The 17,345-nt window shown below is 52.1% G+C and carries 21 protein-coding genes; 6 read left to right on the plus strand and 15 right to left on the minus strand.

The window, feature by feature from the left end:
• Nucleotides 1–44 precede the first annotated feature (44 nt).
• Together cspE and rlmA are read left to right on the plus strand one after the other, a co-directional pair.
• Nucleotides 45–254 carry a transcription antiterminator/RNA stability regulator CspE gene (gene cspE, locus WCC56_RS06190; protein WP_001062678.1) on the plus strand — a complete coding sequence of 70 codons (210 nt, stop codon included), beginning with the start codon at nt 45–47 and terminating at the stop codon, nt 252–254.
• A gap of 171 nt (nt 255–425) precedes the next feature.
• Nucleotides 426–1,340: a 23S rRNA (guanine(745)-N(1))-methyltransferase gene (gene rlmA / locus WCC56_RS06195; RefSeq protein WP_424691535.1), complete on the plus strand. Its 915-nt coding sequence runs from the start codon at nt 426–428 to the stop codon at nt 1,338–1,340.
• A 17-nt stretch (nt 1,341–1,357) separates the two neighbouring features.
• On the opposite strand, the gene WCC56_RS06200 is transcribed toward rlmA, so the two are convergent.
• From WCC56_RS06200 to manX, 4 genes are all read right to left on the minus strand, one after another.
• Nucleotides 1,358–1,816: a DUF986 family protein gene (locus tag WCC56_RS06200; protein ID WP_424691536.1), complete on the minus strand. Its 459-nt coding sequence runs from the start codon at nt 1,814–1,816 to the stop codon at nt 1,358–1,360.
• A gap of 92 nt (nt 1,817–1,908) precedes the next feature.
• On the minus strand, nt 1,909–2,772 hold the full coding sequence (locus tag WCC56_RS06205) for a PTS mannose transporter subunit IID (RefSeq protein ID WP_424691537.1): 864 nt from the start codon (nt 2,770–2,772) through the stop codon (nt 1,909–1,911).
• Nucleotides 2,773–2,788: 16 nt separating this feature from the next.
• The gene (locus WCC56_RS06210) at nt 2,789–3,589 is read right to left on the minus strand and encodes a PTS mannose/fructose/sorbose transporter subunit IIC (RefSeq protein ID WP_424691538.1); all 801 of its coding nucleotides are present in this window, start codon (nt 3,587–3,589) and stop codon (nt 2,789–2,791) included.
• Nucleotides 3,590–3,655: 66 nt separating this feature from the next.
• Nucleotides 3,656–4,633 (minus strand): PTS mannose transporter subunit IIAB, encoded by a 978-nt coding sequence (gene manX, locus WCC56_RS06215; protein ID WP_424691539.1) that lies wholly within the window; start codon nt 4,631–4,633, stop codon nt 3,656–3,658.
• A gap of 536 nt (nt 4,634–5,169) precedes the next feature.
• On the opposite strand from manX, the gene WCC56_RS06220 reads away from it, so the two are divergent.
• Complete coding sequence (locus WCC56_RS06220) at nt 5,170–6,735, plus strand: TerC family protein (RefSeq protein WP_424691541.1); 1,566 nt, start codon at nt 5,170–5,172, stop codon at nt 6,733–6,735.
• 37 nt (nt 6,736–6,772) lie between these two features.
• Here the strand turns inward: WCC56_RS06220 and WCC56_RS06225 are convergent, their stop codons facing one another.
• The 4 genes from WCC56_RS06225 to pabB form a co-directional block, all read right to left on the minus strand.
• Complete coding sequence (locus tag WCC56_RS06225; RefSeq protein ID WP_424691542.1) at nt 6,773–8,335, minus strand: EAL domain-containing protein; 1,563 nt, start codon at nt 8,333–8,335, stop codon at nt 6,773–6,775.
• A gap of 258 nt (nt 8,336–8,593) precedes the next feature.
• The gene (locus tag WCC56_RS06230) at nt 8,594–9,958 is read right to left on the minus strand and encodes an L-serine ammonia-lyase (RefSeq protein ID WP_424691543.1); all 1,365 of its coding nucleotides are present in this window, start codon (nt 9,956–9,958) and stop codon (nt 8,594–8,596) included.
• A 328-nt stretch (nt 9,959–10,286) separates the two neighbouring features.
• The gene (locus WCC56_RS06235) at nt 10,287–10,874 is read right to left on the minus strand and encodes a CoA pyrophosphatase (protein ID WP_424691544.1); all 588 of its coding nucleotides are present in this window, start codon (nt 10,872–10,874) and stop codon (nt 10,287–10,289) included.
• The gene (pabB, locus tag WCC56_RS06240; RefSeq protein ID WP_424691545.1) at nt 10,867–12,231 is read right to left on the minus strand and encodes an aminodeoxychorismate synthase component 1; all 1,365 of its coding nucleotides are present in this window, start codon (nt 12,229–12,231) and stop codon (nt 10,867–10,869) included. Before pabB ends, WCC56_RS06235 begins: the two co-directional genes overlap by 8 nt.
• Before the next feature lie 111 nt (nt 12,232–12,342).
• Here pabB and WCC56_RS06245 point away from each other — a divergent pair, with 111 nt between their 5' ends.
• The gene (locus tag WCC56_RS06245) at nt 12,343–12,594 is read left to right on the plus strand and encodes a YoaH family protein (protein ID WP_424691546.1); all 252 of its coding nucleotides are present in this window, start codon (nt 12,343–12,345) and stop codon (nt 12,592–12,594) included.
• Entirely contained in the window at nt 12,594–13,604 is a 1,011-nt protein-coding gene (locus WCC56_RS06250) for a hypothetical protein (protein WP_424691547.1), read from the plus strand. The genes WCC56_RS06245 and WCC56_RS06250 overlap by 1 nt, the downstream gene beginning before the upstream one ends.
• An 18-nt stretch (nt 13,605–13,622) precedes the next feature.
• Here the strand turns inward: WCC56_RS06250 and WCC56_RS06255 are convergent, their stop codons facing one another.
• From WCC56_RS06255 to WCC56_RS06285, 7 genes are all read right to left on the minus strand, one after another.
• Nucleotides 13,623–13,967: a RidA family protein gene (locus tag WCC56_RS06255; RefSeq protein ID WP_424691548.1), complete on the minus strand. Its 345-nt coding sequence runs from the start codon at nt 13,965–13,967 to the stop codon at nt 13,623–13,625.
• Between the two features lie 179 nt (nt 13,968–14,146).
• On the minus strand, nt 14,147–15,211 hold the full coding sequence (locus tag WCC56_RS06260; protein WP_424691549.1) for a phage integrase Arm DNA-binding domain-containing protein: 1,065 nt from the start codon (nt 15,209–15,211) through the stop codon (nt 14,147–14,149).
• Nucleotides 15,186–15,431 (minus strand): excisionase, encoded by a 246-nt coding sequence (locus WCC56_RS06265; protein ID WP_424691550.1) that lies wholly within the window; start codon nt 15,429–15,431, stop codon nt 15,186–15,188. The genes WCC56_RS06260 and WCC56_RS06265 overlap by 26 nt, the downstream gene beginning before the upstream one ends.
• An 83-nt stretch (nt 15,432–15,514) precedes the next feature.
• Nucleotides 15,515–15,724 carry a hypothetical protein gene (locus WCC56_RS06270; protein ID WP_424691551.1) on the minus strand — a complete coding sequence of 70 codons (210 nt, stop codon included), beginning with the start codon at nt 15,722–15,724 and terminating at the stop codon, nt 15,515–15,517.
• A 157-nt stretch (nt 15,725–15,881) separates the two neighbouring features.
• Nucleotides 15,882–16,079: a hypothetical protein gene (locus WCC56_RS06275; RefSeq protein ID WP_424691552.1), complete on the minus strand. Its 198-nt coding sequence runs from the start codon at nt 16,077–16,079 to the stop codon at nt 15,882–15,884.
• The gene (locus WCC56_RS06280; protein WP_424691553.1) at nt 16,076–16,288 is read right to left on the minus strand and encodes a hypothetical protein; all 213 of its coding nucleotides are present in this window, start codon (nt 16,286–16,288) and stop codon (nt 16,076–16,078) included. The genes WCC56_RS06275 and WCC56_RS06280 overlap by 4 nt, the downstream gene beginning before the upstream one ends.
• Before the next feature lie 51 nt (nt 16,289–16,339).
• Complete coding sequence (locus WCC56_RS06285; RefSeq protein ID WP_424691554.1) at nt 16,340–16,600, minus strand: hypothetical protein; 261 nt, start codon at nt 16,598–16,600, stop codon at nt 16,340–16,342.
• Nucleotides 16,601–16,743: 143 nt separating this feature from the next.
• Here WCC56_RS06285 and WCC56_RS06290 point away from each other — a divergent pair.
• Nucleotides 16,744–17,345 (plus strand): SOS response-associated peptidase family protein (locus tag WCC56_RS06290; protein ID WP_424691555.1); only part of this gene is annotated, 602 nt, incomplete at its 3' end.

The following is a 17,345-nucleotide window of genomic DNA, read 5'->3' on the forward strand; positions in this document are numbered from 1 at the left end:
ACGTAAAGCCCACGGGCGAATAAACACTCTAAGGAATTTGCAAAATGGCAAAGATTAAAGGTCAGGTTAAGTGGTTCAACGAGTCTAAAGGTTTTGGTTTCATCACCCCTGCAGACGGCAGCAAAGATGTATTCGTACATTTCTCTGCAATCCAGGGCAATGGCTTCAAAACTTTGGCTGAAGGCCAGAACGTTGAGTTCGAAATTCAGGACGGCCAGAAAGGCCCTGCTGCTGTGAACGTCACCGCTATCTAATTTTCGATCTGAGCCTGCTACAGCCCGCGTGGCGCGTAACCCAGGCACGAATCTGAATGCAAAAGCTCTGCCAGCAATGGCGGAGCTTTTTCTATTCTGGCCCGAATAAGGTCTGCCGCTGAACGTCGCTTTCCGGTAAACTGCCGCCCGGACCGTTTATGGAGAGTTGTTATGTCTTACCTTTGCCCCCTTTGTCGTCTGCCCTTGCTACCAGAAGCCAACGGCCTGCGCTGCGAGAACCGGCACCAGTTTGATCGGGCTAAAGAGGGCTATATCAATCTACTGCCAGTCCAGCACAAGCGCTCTAAGCAGCCTGGTGACAGTGCCGATATGATGCTTGCCCGCCGCGAGTTTCTCGATGCCGGGCACTATCAGCCGTTGCAGCAAAAGGTCTGTGAGATCTTCGAACGGATCCTTCCTGCGGATTCTTCATCTGTACTGGATATTGGCTGCGGTGAGGGCTACTACACGCACGCTGTAGCCAACAGATTGCAAGCCAGGGGAATGAGCGCGGTTTTCGGTCTGGACGTCTCTAAAGTGGCCGTGCGCTTTGGCGCAAAGCGCTATCACAACGTGGAGTTCTGCGTTGCCTCAAGCCATCGTCTGCCTTTCGCCCAACAGCAGTTTGACGCTGTACTGCGAATTTACGCCCCTTGTAAAGCTGAAGAGCTGGTGAGAGTGGTAAAAGAGCAGGGCTACGTGCTGACCGTAACGCCGGGTCCTCGTCATCTGATTCAGTTTAAAGAGTTAATTTATCAGGACGTAAAGCTACATGATGAGACGCCAGAAGAGATGGCCGGATTTGAGCTGGTAGAGCAACATTCGCTGAATTATCCGATGCAGTTGAACAGCGAAGAGTCTGGTGCGCTGCTGCAGATGACGCCGTTTGCCTGGCGTGCCCGCCCGGAAGTGTGGGGCGTGCTGGCGACCACCACGCAGTTTGATTGCGAAACGGACTTTACCCTGCGCCTGTGGCAACGAAAAGACGTTGAAATCGTCGTTGATGCTCCGCTGGAAGTGGCCTCAGCCGAAGCTTCAGCCACTGCGGCATCTGATGATGATGCCGATGTGGAACTAGTCCCCTGATCGGCAGCCGTACGCGGCTACTGCTGTTGCACCATGTAATGATAGATACTTTCCAGGTCATCCAGCTTTCTGACGTGGATTAACAAACGGCGGCTTTCCAGCTCAATCACCAGGATGCCGTCTTCTGACAGATTCATCGCCTTGATCCGCCGGTAGTCGATAAAGATATTGGCGTAGTAAAACCCCTCGGGTTTGAACAGCAGCTTAGGCAGGCGGATCCAGAACAGGTACACCGACAGGAAGGCCAGCACCATCAGCAGTGTGGTGGTGATTTTCGGTCCCTGATTGTTGACGTTCTGGTAAATCAGAATGGCAACCAGTCCAACAAAAATCAGGCTGTCCAGCTTGTTACGGCGCTTCAGCAGCACCTTAAGTTGAGTAGGGCCCTTCAGCCGGTTCATTATAAATTCATCGTAAATCGCATAAGCCAGAAATAAGGCGATAAACAGCACGATGACGTAATCAGTTAATGACATCTTATCTTCCCCTGAAAGAACAGCCGGCATCGTTTTATCCTAAGCGATGCCGGCTGGTCTCTGAAAGCCGGGGTTTCCCCCGGCTGCATAACTTACAGACCTAACAGGCCAATCCAGTAGCCGAAGATCCCAATCACAAAGAAGCCGATAATAATCCACAGCGCATTCACTTTACGACGCAGTAGCCACATACAGCCGAAGGTCAGTAACAGCGGGATTAAACCAGGCATCAGCTGATCGAGGATCGACTGCACGGTAGTTACCGTGGTTTTTCCTGTCTGATCGGTAATGCGTGAGACCACAAGCGGTACGTTTACGTGCGTCCACTTGTTGACCAGCGCCCCCATCACAAAGAGGCCAAGGATCGATGCCCCCTCTGTCAGTTTCTGCAGGAAGCCGCCGCCCATATCGCTAACGATATCAACGCCTTTACGGTAGCCATAAGCCACGCCGTAATAGCGCACCAGCAAACGTACCACGTTGAACAGCACGAAGAACAGTAATGGACCCAGCAGGCTTCCGCTCATCGCAATACCTGCGCCCAGAGCAGCAAATACCGGACGCACAGTCCCCCAGAAAATCGGGTCACCTACGCCAGCCAGCGGTCCCATCAGACCCACTTTGATGCCGTTAATGGCGGCATCATCGATTGGCGCGCCGTTCGCACGCTGTTCTTCCATTGCCATAGTCACACCAAGCACCGGTGCGGCAACGTAAGGATGGGTGTTAAAGAACTCCAGGTGGCGTTTGATCGCCTGCTTACGGTCGTCGTTATTCTCAGGATAGAGGCGACGGATCACTGGGACCATGGAGTAACAGAAGCCCAGCGCCTGCATACGTTCGAAGTTCCACGACCCCTGGAACAGGTTAGAGCGGAGGAATACACCACGCACATCGCCTGGCGTCAGTTTTTTCAGCGGAGCTGAGGTAGTTGTAGTTGTTGCGGTATCAACCATTTTACTCACCTTTTCCCTAGTCTAATTCGTTATCAAGGTCGTTGGTTGCCGGGCCGGAAGCCTGACCACCCGCCACGCGGTTATATTTCGGCGCCAGCTGGATATACAGCACCGCCATCACCACACCAATCACACCCAGCGCAACCAGGTTAAAGTTGGTGAAGGCCGCGGTAACGAAACCGAGGTAGAAGAAAGGCATCAGATAGCCCGCACGCATCATGTTGATCACCATCGCATAACCTACGACAACGATCATGCCACCGGCAATATTCAGGCCGTTGGTCACCACATCAGGGATGGATTCCAGCAGACCCTGAACAACGCTGGTGCCTACTGACACGGCTACGATAATCGCAGGGATAGCGATACGCATCGCTTGCAGAACCAGGGCCGAAACGTGGATCCAGGAGATGGCAGACAAGTTGCCTTTTTCCGCCGCTTTGTCAGCAGCATGCTGGAAGGCAACGGTAATGGTACGAACGATAATCGTCAGAACCTGACCAGCAGCGGCCAGTGGAATAGCCAGCGCAATACCAGCACCGACACTTTGCCCGCCGGCAATAACCAGGATGGTCGAAATAATAGAGGCGAGAGCGGCATCCGGTGCCACGGCTGCACCAATGTTCATCCAACCCAGGGCAATCATTTCCAGCGTACCACCGATGATAATACCGGTTTTCATATCGCCTAAAACGGCACCAATTAAGGTACAAGCCACAAGTGGACGGTGGAACTGAAATTCATCGAGAATTGATCCCATACCTGCAATACAGGCAATAATAAATATCAGCACAATTTGAAGAGTGGAGATCTCCATTGTACTTCTCCTCTGACATTCGAGAACTGAGTTAAACCTGACAGATCAGGCAATAATAAGTGAAACTTACTGAGCCACTTTGGCTATCAGGTCCATCATTTTCAGGCGCTGGTCACTGGAGACTTTACGCACTTCCAGTTCAATGCCACGTTCATTCAGCTTTTTGAAAGCCACAATATCCTTTTCATCAACTGAAACGGCATTGTTAACCTGCGTTTTCCCCTGACGGAATGCCATGCCACCTATATTGACGCTAGGGATTTTTACTCCAGCTTCAACCAGACGTACTACATCGGTAGGGTTGGTAAACAGCAACATTACGCGGTCGCCGGCGTATTTCGGGTTATTCCAGACGCGGATCATTTTATCGACATCCACCACATGGGCAGTGACGCCAGGAGGCGCAACCTGAGTCAGCAGTGTTTTACGCACATGGTCGGCAGCCACTTCATCACTGACCACGATAATACGGGTGACGTTGGTTTCTTTAGTCCAGCGGGTAGCAACCTGTCCGTGGATCAAACGGTCATCGATCCTCGCCAGGGCAATCTTCATATAATCGTTTGGCCCCATCGCTTTCTGGGCCACAGGAGCGGCTTTAACTGGCGCTGCAACGACAGGGGCAGCTGCAACAGCAGGTTCTGGCTCTTTGGCTTTTAACGCTCTGACACCTTCGCGGCCCGTCTCAACGGCAACGGCTACCAGCTCATCAAAGCTTGGGTCATCATCACGGGTCATAAAGACTTCAACCAGCATCGGAATATTGACGCCAGCGATCACTTCATAATTCTCTTTATCTACAACGATACGGCTGGCGGCATTAAACGGGCTGCCTCCCCAGGTATCCACAAGGAAAAGTACACCCTTGCTGGTCTCTAAATCGGTCAGTCTCGCCTGATATTTCTCGATCAGGGTTTCCGCATTTTCGCCGGGAACGAAATCAATCCACCCAACGTTTTGCTGTTCCCCAAGGAGCATTTCAGCTGTTTTTATCAGCTGCTCCGCGGCCCAGCCGTGCGTGCCGATCACAATAGCAATAGTCACTTGCTACCCTCCTTATCCAATTTTCAGCGACCCGATAAGACAGATGAGCCGCGCGAGTATCCTGTTTCAGGTTTTCACCCTAACGTGGATCGAACGTACTGTTATGCTGCTGAATAAGTAAAACCCCTAAAATGACTAGCTGGTTTTGTCTGACCCAGAGTTAAGACGGGATTTATTTTAGTCTGCGAAAAAATAAATTATGTGACCTTGCTCAGTTATTTAGATGCTGAATCCCCACGAAAGCGCTATCGCTCAAAAGAGCAGCACGAAAAGCAGGCTTTCAATGTAAATGTAATAAAATATTTTGACGAAATCCGGGCGCCTGTTTACAGTAGGGATCCTTATTTAACACAGGAGTAACGGGCCTCAGCCCTCCCTATGGACTGTCACCGACGTCGCTTAATCATCTTACCGGGTCAACCGGCCAGTTTTACCTTGTCATCTGACAACAACACTCACCCCCTCTGCGTTACCGTCCGCATCGTGTCTGTTCGAACGCCTGCTGCGCTTTCCCGTACCTGTTTCCGGAGTCTGTAATGGAATTTCTTTTAGACCCCTCAATCTGGGCCGGTCTGCTGACGCTGGTCGTGCTCGAAATCGTTCTGGGTATTGATAACCTGGTCTTTATTGCCATTTTGGCGGAAAAACTGCCACCAAAGCAGCGTGATAAAGCCCGACTGATTGGTCTTTCGCTGGCGCTGATCATGCGTTTGGGCCTGCTGTCATTGATCTCCTGGATGGTGACGTTAACCCGTCCGTTGTTCAGTGTAGGTGACTTCAGCTTTGCCGGGAGGGATTTGATCCTGTTGGCGGGGGGGGTATTCCTGCTCTTCAAGGCCACCATGGAACTTCATGAACGGCTGGAGAACCGTGAACACGAAGCGGATGGCAATAAAGGTTATGCCAGCTTCTGGGCCGTTGTGGTGCAGATTGTGATCCTCGATGCCGTCTTCTCGCTCGATGCCGTGATCACCGCCGTAGGGATGGTGAACAACCTGGCGATCATGATGACCGCCGTGGTGATTGCGATGGGTGTGATGCTGTTGGCATCGAAACCGCTGACTAACTTTGTTAACCAGCATCCAACGGTAGTCGTGCTCTGTCTGAGCTTCCTGTTGATGATAGGTCTGAGCCTGGTTGCAGAAGGGTTTGGTTTCCATATTCCGAAAGGTTACCTGTACGCGGCGATTGGTTTCTCAATCCTGATTGAGCTGTTCAACCAGATAGCGCGGGTCAATTTCATGCGCCATCAGGCCAGAAAACCGATGCGAGAGCGCACCGCAGAAGCGATCCTGCGTCTGATGGGCGGCCGCCGTGGTCAGGAGATGGTAAGTGCGGAAGGCAGTGAAGTCGCCGCTATCATGCCGCAGGAAGCGTTCAAGGATGAAGAGCGCTACATGATTAACGGCGTGCTGACGCTGGCCTCCCGTTCCGTACGCAGCATTATGACGCCGCGTGGCGAGATCTCGTGGGTTGATGCTGAGCGTCCGCTGGATGAAGTGCGCAGGCAGTTGCTGGATACTCCGCACAGCCTGTTCCCGGTTTGCCGTGGTGAGCTGGATGAAATCATCGGCGTGGTGCGGGCAAAAGAGCTGCTGGTGGCGCTGGATCACGGCATTGACGTGGCCACCTTTGCCGCCGCAACGCCGCCGATCATCGTTCCAGAAACGCTGGACCCGATCAATCTGCTGGGCGTGTTACGCCGGGCTAAGGGCAGCTTCGTGGTGGTGACTAACGAGTTTGGCATGGTGCAGGGCCTGATTACGCCTCTGGACGTGCTGGAAGCTATCGCTGGTGAGTTCCCGGATGAAGATGAAACGCCGGACATTATTGCTGATGGTGAAGGCTGGCTGGTCAAAGGCGGGACGGATCTACACTCGCTGCAACAGTTGCTGAACACCCAGGTGCTGGTCAATCCTGAAGAGGATCACGCTTCTCTGGCAGGCTTGCTGATAGCGCAGAAAGGGCAGTTACCGGTTCCCGGCGAAGTGATCGAGTTGCCACCCGTCACTTTCCAGATTATCGAAGCCACGGATTACCGTATCGATCTGGTGCGTGTGACGCGGGCGCGGGAACGTCATGAAGAAGATGAAGACGAGTAATCGTTGAGAACAGGGGGGAAGGATCCCCCCTTATTGATCAGGCTGTCAGCGTTAACTTATGCTGGTTCAGCCATTCCGGGAAGTCGCCAAGCGGCATCGGACGAGCATAGAAATAGCCCTGCAAGACATCCACGCCTTTCTCCCGCAGATAGTCAGCCTGTTCAGCCGTTTCCACGCCTTCAGCCACCAGGCTGATATTCAGGCGCTGTGCTAAAGAAATCACCATATCCGTTACCGTCGCGTTGATCGCATCCGTGCCGATTGCCGCCGTAAAGACTTTGTCGATCTTCAGGACGTCCGGGCTCAACGTTTTCAGGTAAGACAGCGAACTGTGACCGGTACCGAAGTCATCAATCGCCAGCTTCACACCAATCTTATGCAGATGGGTCACCACACGCTGATCCACCTCTGGCAGCGAATCCCTTTCGGTCAGTTCCACAACCAGTTGCGGAACCGGATTGGCTGGCCACCACAGACGTTGTAGATCGTCAATAATCTCACGGTTATGGAAATGACTGGCAGCAACGTTAATCGCGATATGGAACGTTGGACAGGTCGGCATTTGTGGCAGATGACGCACCATCTCACGCAGCACGAAGCGCGTCAGAGGGGCGATAAGTTTTTGCCTTTCCGCCATTGGAATAAAGACATCCGGCGGGATCCAGCCCTGGCGTGGATTGTGCCAGCGCAGCAACAGTTCTATACCGTCACAATCACCGGTCTTTGAATTGATCAACGGCTGGCAGTAAACCATAAATTCCCGCGCGGTGATGCCATAGCTGATTTGCCAGGAAAGGCTCATGCGGTTTGCCGTCGCCAGCCAGACGATATACCCCATCAGCAGGCTTAACAGCAGGGCCAGCGGAAGTTGGGAAGGCAGGGTCGACAGCGCAAGTTTAGAGGGCGAAGGTCCGAAAAGGGTTATTGAAAACGGATAGCGTAAAGAGGCTTTTTCATAGCTGACTTCATCTTCAGAAGGCAAAGCTTCCTCTATCATTGGGTTGCCGTATTCAAGGCTTTTCCCGCCAACATTGATCACCGCGCGTTCTACCCAGGGAAGAGTAGGTTCGAGCAGATAGGTGCTCATCATCTCTATATTGATGATTTGCAGGATCCCGGAACGGTTATTGTTATCGTGGGGTGTCCACAACAGCAGGACCGGCGACCCTTTCAGGAGATGTTCATCTGTGCTCAGGATCATGCGTTGATTGTTCACTGCCAGCTCCGGATAGAGCTGACTGAAACTGATATTGCTGGCACCAAAAATGCTGGAGCAATACATTTCATCTTTATCCACCAGGATAATGGAGCGCACCGTTTGCAGCGAGGCCAGTTTTTCAATCAGCGGAAAGCGAACCTGATCGCAAGGTAGCCCAACCAGACCCAGCGTATTATTGGCAGCCACATCAAGCGGAGAAAACAGCCGATCAAAACGCTGAATCGCATTATCCGCAAACCCCCGCGAGTGCTGCTCAATTCGCCCTTTTTCTTCCATATAACGGAAGGTCAACGTAAGAATAAGCACCAACGCGGCAACCACCACAGCGATCAACAATCGCTTGCGGCGAAACTGTCCGAAAACTTCCTGGGACATTTGCATCAGTAACCACCCTTAGATCAAGACGCACACACAGAGACCGAATCCATGTTATCGGCAAATAAAAAATTAAGTTTAGTCTTAGAAGTGAGAAAAGCAGAATTAACTAAAACAGTCACTTATCCTGCTTTATTCGCCAGAACACTCTAGCTGTTTCCAGCAAAATCGGATAGCGGGGGAATGAAATTTATTTAGTGAAACGAGTAAAAGCGCCGCCGCACGGGCGGCGCTGGGGATCAGAGAGGAGTAAACCGATCGAAATTAGTCACACTGAACCTTAATCGCCAGCCCACCGCGAGAAGTTTCACGGTATTTGGCATTCATGTCCTTGCCTGTTTCGTACATAGTTTCAATGACTTTATCTAATGAAACGCGGGCTTCGCTGGTGCGACGCATCGCCATGCGCGCTGAGTTGATCGCTTTCACCGAGGCAATAGCATTACGCTCAATGCAGGGAACCTGAACCTGACCAGCAACCGGATCACAAGTCAGCCCCAGATTATGTTCCATACCAATTTCAGCGGCGACGCAAACCTGCTCCGGGCTGGCCCCCAGCAGTTCTGCCAGTCCGGCAGCGGCCATTGAGCAGGCAACGCCCACTTCGCCCTGACAACCGACTTCTGCGCCGGAAATGGAGGCGTTCATTTTATAAAGGATGCCAACGGCACCGCAGGCCAGGAAGTAGCGGATAAAAATATCCGGGCTGACTGACTCGATGAAATGATCGTAATAGGCCAGCACCGCCGGAACGATACCGCAGGCACCGTTAGTGGGAGCGGTAACCACACGTCCGCCAGCCGCGTTCTCTTCATTAACGGCCAGCGCAAACATGTTGACCCAGTCGATGACGTTCATCGGATCTTTAGACAGTTTGTCTGAAGAGACCAGCAGACGGCGCAGGGCAGAAGCACGGCGAGGCACGCGCAACGGACCGGGCAACACGCCTTCGGTATTCAGGCCGCGATCGATACAGTCGCGCATGCTCTGCCAGATGTCAGAAAAGTAGGCTTCGATTTCGGCACGGCTGTGCAACGCCAGTTCGTTCTTCATGATCATGCCGGAGAGTGACAGACCCGTCTGGTGACAGTGATCCAGCATCTCTTTGGCTGAGTTGAACGGATAGGGCACGGACACTTCGTCCAGCGTTGACTGGCCAAAATGCTCTTCATCAACGATAAAACCGCCGCCGATGGAGTAATAGGTTTTGCTGAAGATCGCCTTATCCCCAGCCAGCGCGGTGATCCGCATGCCATTCTCATGCAGTGACAGATTATCACTGCGGAAGACCATGCCACCTTCGCGTGGGAAGTCGACCTCATGGCTGCCATTGGCCAGCAGCAGGCGCTGACGATCTTCCACATCCCGGATAAAAGCCGGGATGCCATCGATATCCACGCTCTCCGGCGAGGCGCCAGAAAGGCCCATAATAATGGCGATATCGGTATGGTGGCCTTTACCGGTTAAGGAGAGAGAGCCGTAAACGTCCACCGCAATGCGCGTCACGCTGTCCAACATGCCGTTAGCCACTAAATCGTCGACAAACAGTTTACCGGCTTTCATCGGCCCCACAGTGTGGGAGCTGGAAGGACCAATACCGATTTTGAACATGTCGAAAACGCTAATCACACTACGCTCCTTAACTGAGCCTGAAGGTCGGTAAAATACTGCTTTAATAGTAATCATCCTGAGAGGAATGATCGCATGAAATTAACTCATCATTGTCAGACAAGAAAGTTATGACAACCACCGTTTGGACTGAGTTGATGCTGAAGTTTGCCCAATTTCTATTAGGGCAAAAATAATCGTCATCCGCAGCAGTCACCTCTTGCTGAGTTAATGCGGTGCAATATAAATGATTCCTGCCTTTTATGCAGTGATTTAACGCATGGTATAAGGAAGGAGCAGGTGAAAAATACTGTCTGAGGCGAAGGTTCGTAGCGGTTATGTCGGAAAATCAATCAATTCTGACCTGATTGGCCACCTGAAGACTTAACTGTCGAATGATCCCGGCCGTCATTCCCCAGATGAAATAGTCTTCAAACCAGGAGAGCCAGACGCGGTGCGAGGTGCCGTAACGCTGAATATCGAGCGGAGAGTAACGGCCAAGACGCAGCGCTTCCTGCAACGGCATCTCAAACAAAGATTCAACTTCACCTTCATTCGGGTGCCAGTCCAGAGAGGGTGAAATAATCCCGACAACGGGAGTCACCTGGAAACCGGTGCTGCTGGTGACCGCTGGCAGCACACCAATCACCCGAACGCTCTCAGGTTGAATGGCGACTTCTTCCTGAGCTTCACGCAAGGCGGTGGCGATTAAAGAGGCATCTTCCGGGTCCATCATCCCGCCGGGAAAAGCGACCTGACCGGCATGTTTGCGCAAGGTGGCAGAGCGGCGAGTCAGTAACAATGTTGGGCGGGGACGATCAACGATTGGCACCAACACCGCAGCCCGCCGGGTAGGCAGTTGGGTCGGGGAGATGTCAGGCCGCTGCAGCGAAAAACGGCTGAGGAAGTCGTTAAGCGTCAGGTGCGCATCAGACATCTGGTTGCTCCAGACAGGGCAAAATTCGGTTCACTTTATCAAAAGTTTCCTGATACTCAGCCTGTTCCTGGCTGTCTGCAACGATCCCTCCGCCAGCGGTGCAGTAAAGGTTTCCCTGCTCGGCGGTGAGGGTGCGAATGGTAATGCTGGTATCCATTTTGCCACAAACGCTAAGGTAGCCAATGCTGCCACACCAGGCATTTCGCCGGTGGGGTTCCAGCTCATCGATAATCTCCATCGCTCTGACCTTTGGCGCACCGGTAATAGAACCGCCTGGGAAACAGGCGCGCAACAGATCGCAGGCGCTTAACCCCTGCTTCAACCTTGCTGTGACTGTACTGACCAGATGATGTACTGCCGGGAAAGGCTCCACGACGAACAGTTCCGGCACCGCTACGCTGCCAGGTTGGGCAACACGGCCAATATCATTGCGTAGCAAATCAACAATCATTACGTTTTCCGCGCGATCTTTTGGTGAGTTCGCCAGTTTCTGCGCTTGCAGGCGATCGGCTTCGGGATCGCTTAGTCTTGGAAGCGTGCCTTTTATAGGCCGGGTTTCGATCCTGTCACCGGTCATTTTCAAAAAGCGTTCAGGTGACAGGCTGAGAATAACGCTGCCGGGCAGACGCAGGAAAGCGCTAAAAGGCGCACGATTCTGCTCATTCAGCCGTTTAAAAGCCTGCCACTCATCACCGCAATAGCTGGCCTGGAATCGCTGAGCGAGGTTGATTTGATAGCAGTCGCCGCTGCGCAACCATTGCTGCACATGGCGGAATTTCTCACCGTACTCTTCACGCGTCAGGTTTGATTGCCATTGGCTGGTCAGGCGGAAGGGCGCGATAGATTTGCCAGCACTTAACGCCTGCAACCAGTTGAGCCGGTTTTCACCCTCACCATGAACAATTAAGGTCAGTGCTTTGAGGTGGTGATCGGCGACTAGTGCCCAGTCATAAATACCTACAGCCATATCGGGCGTCGTCAAATCGGCCAAAGCCAACTGAGGCAACCGTTCAAAGCGGCGGCCTAAATCGTAACCAAATAAACCAAGTGCACCGCCCTGGAAGGGAAAATCCGCGTGCTCTGCTGCCTTTAAGCCGCTCTGTTGTAGCGTTTTGTCCAGTAAACTGAGCGGGTCTTCCTCACTGGTTTCCACACCATCGCCGTGCTGAATTCGGGTGATTTTCCCTTCAGTAATCAGCGTGGTTTGGGGATCGGCAACCATAATATCGAAGCGATTATCACTGTGCTCGGCAAAACCGGAATGCAGCAGCATTGCCCAGGGTTGATGGGCAACAAAACCAAACAGATTCCCGATGGCTTCCGGCGTATACTCAAGAGGATAATAAACAGGTGACATGATAATTCAGCAGGTCAGATCAATAACAGGTGCTAAGCCTGACATATTTTTTTGCTGCAGGCATCTGTTTGTTGCGCGTGGAATACGCCGCGCGAGAGACCAGGAGTAGATATGATTACAGGTTTACCTTCGCTGTCCTATGAGCAGCAGCAACAGGCCGTTGAACGCATCCAGCAGCTGATGTCTGAAGGCATGAGCAGTGGACAGGCGATCCAACTGGTGGCTGCTGAAATCCGCGAAAACCACACCGGCGAAATGATCCCGATGTCTTTCGACGAAGATGATGAAGAAGAAAACAATCAACAAGACGAAGACATTGAGCAGGATTACGGCGACGAAGACGAAGAAGACGAAAACTATTAATGAGCAGGCTGCGGACACTCGGTAAATCACTTTTCCGTTTGGCGCAGCTGATGGTGCTGCTGGCCTGTTGGATGCCTGTCATCCCGCAGGCTTCAGCCGCTAAGCAGATCTGGCCGGCCAGGGCGTATGAACATACCTTTGCACTGCCTGCCAACGCTGGCAATTTTCACTACTACTCGCTGACTCCTGCCAGTAGCAATATAAGCAGGGTGCTAATTGTCCTGCACGGTCATCCTCGCGATGTTGGCAACACCTTAACGGCAGCCTCGCAGGCGGCCGCTGCCTCACCCGACACCAAAGACATCGCCATTGTCGCCCCCCTGTTTCAGGTATCCACTGCGGATGCCAGCCATTGTTGGTCCTCAGGCTTGCCTGCTGCATTACCTGAGGATGCGTTATGGAATTGTCACTCCTGGCTGGATGGCGGGAAAGATAGCGCCGAAAAGATTTCTGCCTTCTCTGCGCTTGATGCCCTGATCGGTCATCTTAAACAACGCTGGCCTGCAATTCGCGAAGTCACCGTTGCTGGTTTTTCTGCTGGTGGGCAGTTTGTGCAACATTACATCGCGTTCTCCCATGCTCCTGCAGGGGTGACGCTACGTTATGTGGTGGCGGATCCAGGTAGCTGGCTCTATTTTGATCCTTTAGTCGCCAAAGCCTGTCCTGCGGCTAACGACTATAAATACGGAATCAGCAACCTCCCGGCATGGCTGGCGGAAAACGCCACTGAGGCGAGAGAGCGTTACCGTTCAGCGTTGGTTCGTTATCTTGAAGGCGGAGACGATCACGGCAAGGGGAAAGGGCGTTACTGGCGGATTCTGGATAAGTCGTGTGCGGCAATGGCTCAGGGAGAGTTCAGGTTGGATCGCGGTGAGAACTACGCGAAGTACGATCGGAAAGTGTTAAAACCTGCCAGCCCACACACATTGACGGTCGTAGCGGGATGTGCACATGATGTGCGCTGCGTGTTCCCTTCAGCAGAAGGGCGGCAGGCGTTGTTTAAGCCGTAAACAACACCTGCTAGCGACTTATTTGGCCGCAATGACTTTGATTTCTACAAGATATTTCGGGTTCATCAGATTGGCCTGAACGGTGCAGCGCACCGGTGCATTGCCTGGCGAAACCCAGGCATCCCAGGCACGGTTCATCGCCTGAAAATCTTCTTTGTGGACCAGGAAAATGGTCGCATCAAGAATTTTGCTCTTATCCGAACCTACACGGGTCAGGATCCTGTCAATCACTGCCAGGGCATTGGCAGTCTGCGCTTCTGCATCTTCATCCAGATTTTCCGGCACGCTGGTGTAATACACGGTGTCATTGTGGATGACGGCCTCGGACATACGGTGTTCTGGATCGAGACGTTCAATAGTCATTAGCTTTCCCTCTAAAGTGCTGTCTGAAGTGGGCGATAGCCTGGCACAGTTTCCGCCTGACTGTCACCTAAAGGGTGGAGCGTGAGCGCGGATACTGACATAATTACAGTGTCGTGTTTTTTAACCGCAATTATATCAGTATCTTAAGTCCATCAATTCAAAATCATTCTAAATTAACTCTAAACTTCCACCCAATCCGAACCCCGGTTATCGATGTACTTATCGGTCATCTGAGTGTTCTTGTGGCCCAAAATCTTCTGAGCGAAGTCCTTTCCCTTTTCTTTTTCGTAAAGTCGCGCCGACAAGCTCCGAATTTCATGGAAGGATGGCGGCGTTCCTGACCATTCGATGCCCGTAGCATTCCTGGCTGCTGCAAACGTGTTAGTGATTAGGGCGAGGTTTGAAATAGGCAGGACTGACAACCAGGTGCGGTCGGTAGAAGTTCTGAGCGCCTTCAACTCTTCAAGCACCACAGAAATTGTTTTGCCGAGGGTGTTCAGGCCAGTCGCTGTATCGATCGCGATTTTCGAACCGGTCTTCTGCTGGGTGATGTGCAGTCTCTTGTTCGGTATGTGCTGCCACATCATGGCGAAGATATCTGAACGGCGCTGAGCAGTAAGTAGGGCCAGCTCTATGCAGGGTTTAGCCCAATCATTTAGCCTGGCAGCCTCTTTGCAGATTTCTTCTAAAACCGCAAAGGTTAGTCGCTCGCGGGTGATTTCTACCCGGCCACTTTTGATGTGCTCCATTGGGTTTTCTTTTGCAACGCCTTCCGCAATTCCTGTAGAGAAGAAGTCTCGTAAGAATGAGCGCAGGTGATTGTACATAGTGGTCTTACCTTCATCCCGCCACCGTGACAGGAACTTGACGAGCATGCGCGTATCTGCACCAGAAATTGAAGCCTCTCCCAATGAAGAGGTCACTGTTTTTCCCATCCTCACATAGTCTGAAAGTGTTTTAGGCTTAACTCCTCTTAGCTCAACCAGCTTGAGATACTCGGGCATCCATTCCCCAATACTCAGCTGAGTTACACCCTCGATTCGTGCGAGAAGCCCTGGACTTGGCATAGAACCAATCATCGACATATTGGCCTCTACAGCTTGGTTTACCGCGTAGCGTTTATCCCTCCCTAAGCCGTACTCCTTCCCCGTCCTTGGGTCGCGAAAACTGTAATAACCATCATTTCGAACGTATAAATTTGGCGGTAGATCGCGCGTACTATGGCTTCTTCTCCGTGCGGCCATGCTTAATCCTTGATGTTAATGAGCCAGTAACTGGCGATGACGGTAGGCAGCCAGGCTTGGCTGGGTTAATTTTGACTGCATTTTCTTCTACCAGATATTGATAACCGTCGAACGTTGGGGCCGGGTAGATTTTACCGGCCCGATTCCACCGACGTAATGTTTCCTGTGAGCGGGGTACAGGCAGCCTCTGGCCCCACTCGTTGAGCGTTATAAGTGGCATAAAGGACCTCGTTCAGAGTTTGTTAAACACCGCCCAGGCGATGATTGCGAATGCTATTGCGATGATGATGTGGGGTAGGGTGATCAATTGCAGAAATCAACCTTGAATTCATGCCCGCATTTGGGGCATTCGACTTCTACATCTGTGGTTCGTGGGGTGTCGTGCTCACATATCTCAGCCCGGCCGCCATCTACCCAAAAATCATCATCTTGTTCGATGAGGTCGAAATACTCTTCGCACTTTGGGCAGGTGGCATAGAGAGTGATACTCCAATCGGCGTAATTTTTGCTCATTGCATCTCCTCATCCACGCCCCAACCGCTGACACACACAATTCAGCCACAACCATGCCCGGCCACGATGCTTTGTGGGTATCAGGGTTTCAATTCGCTTGGCGTGTTTATCGAGTATCTGGCGGTAGGTGAGCGTATTGGATTTGTTGGTGAATTCTTTAACTGCAGCTCGGGCTGTGCTGTTGATCGCGTTCTGAGACTCTGGCGACATTCTGCCTCTCCATGCAATCGACCCAGACCTGAGCGGCTATCGCTTTCCAGCCAAGCGCGTGGACGTGTCGCCGCTTACCCGTGGCACCGGCATGGGTTATCACCTCATCCAGATAGTTTTCGAAGGCCTGCTCTGCTTCAGTCATGAAACCCTCCGCTGCTGCTCAGCCCGTACAAATCGCTCATGGTCAGCGCGACACTCAGCATCACAAAAGTGACCGCTGTCGATCGGCTCCTCGCAGTAGTGACACTCACCGGTGAATACCATTTTCGGCTTCTGGCGATTCGCCAGCGCCTGCTCAATCATCTGTTGTTCGCGTGCTGCTGCTTCATCAATTGGGTCTGGATGCGTCATTTGGGTTTCCTATAGATAATAAAAAACCCGCACTTGGCGGGCTTAGGAATGTTAGAAATATCTCACAGGCCTTGGATTTCGAACCTGTATCCATTCAGTGATTTCCTCACGGCTTACGCCTGCTTTGTTAGCAACAATAAACAAGGCTGGCTTTCCGGTTGATTTCTCAATCTCTTCGATTCTCGTAATTGAAAACGTCTCATACACGCTTCGGGCTGTATCGACAATTTCAAAACTTCCAATGTCAGATTTAACATCCCAAATAAAAGGTTCCTGCCCATCTTTGAAAATTAAACAGTCAAAGCTCATCACTTCTCCTCCTTTAGATAAACCGGGGCGATCCCCGTGAAAAGTTCATCGGCCCAACCATAGGAATCTTTAACACAAATAAACCATGCCATGCTAACTGTCACAACCCACTCATTGTGCTGCTAAGCTCAATGCAGGAGGTACCTATGTGCGGACGATTCACTCAGTATCGAACCAGAGAAGAGTACCTGAAGGACTTTGCCGATCAGGTAGAGCGTGATATTGCCTACGACGATAACCCTATAGGCCGGTACAACGTTGCGCCGGGCACTAACGTCCTTCTGCTCAACATGCGCGATGATTCCCTTCATCTTGACCCGGTTCACTGGGGGTATGGGCCCGAGTGGTGGGATAAAGCACCACTGATTAATGCCCGAATGGAAACAGCTGCCACCGGCCGCATGTTCAAACCGCTATGGAACCACGGCAGGGCGATTGTTATGGCCGATGGCTGGTATGAGTGGAAGCGTGACGGCAGCAAGAAGCAGCCTTACTTCATCTATCACGAATCTGGAAAACCGATATTCTTCGCTGCAATCGGCAAGGCTCCCTATGACAAGCAGAACGAGAATGAAGGCTTTGTGATTGTCACCGCTGCCAGCGATAAAGGTCTGGTCGATATCCATGACCGCCGCCCGCTGGTTCTGAACACATCCGCTGTGCTGGACTGGCTCAAACCTGAAACCACTTCGGAACAGGCGCAGGAAATCGCCAAAGAGCACTCCACGCCCGCTGACGAGTTCGCCTG

Origin of the sequence: Erwinia sp. (genome assembly GCF_049696395.1) — a bacterium.
Taxonomy (GTDB): domain Bacteria; phylum Pseudomonadota; class Gammaproteobacteria; order Enterobacterales; family Enterobacteriaceae; genus Erwinia.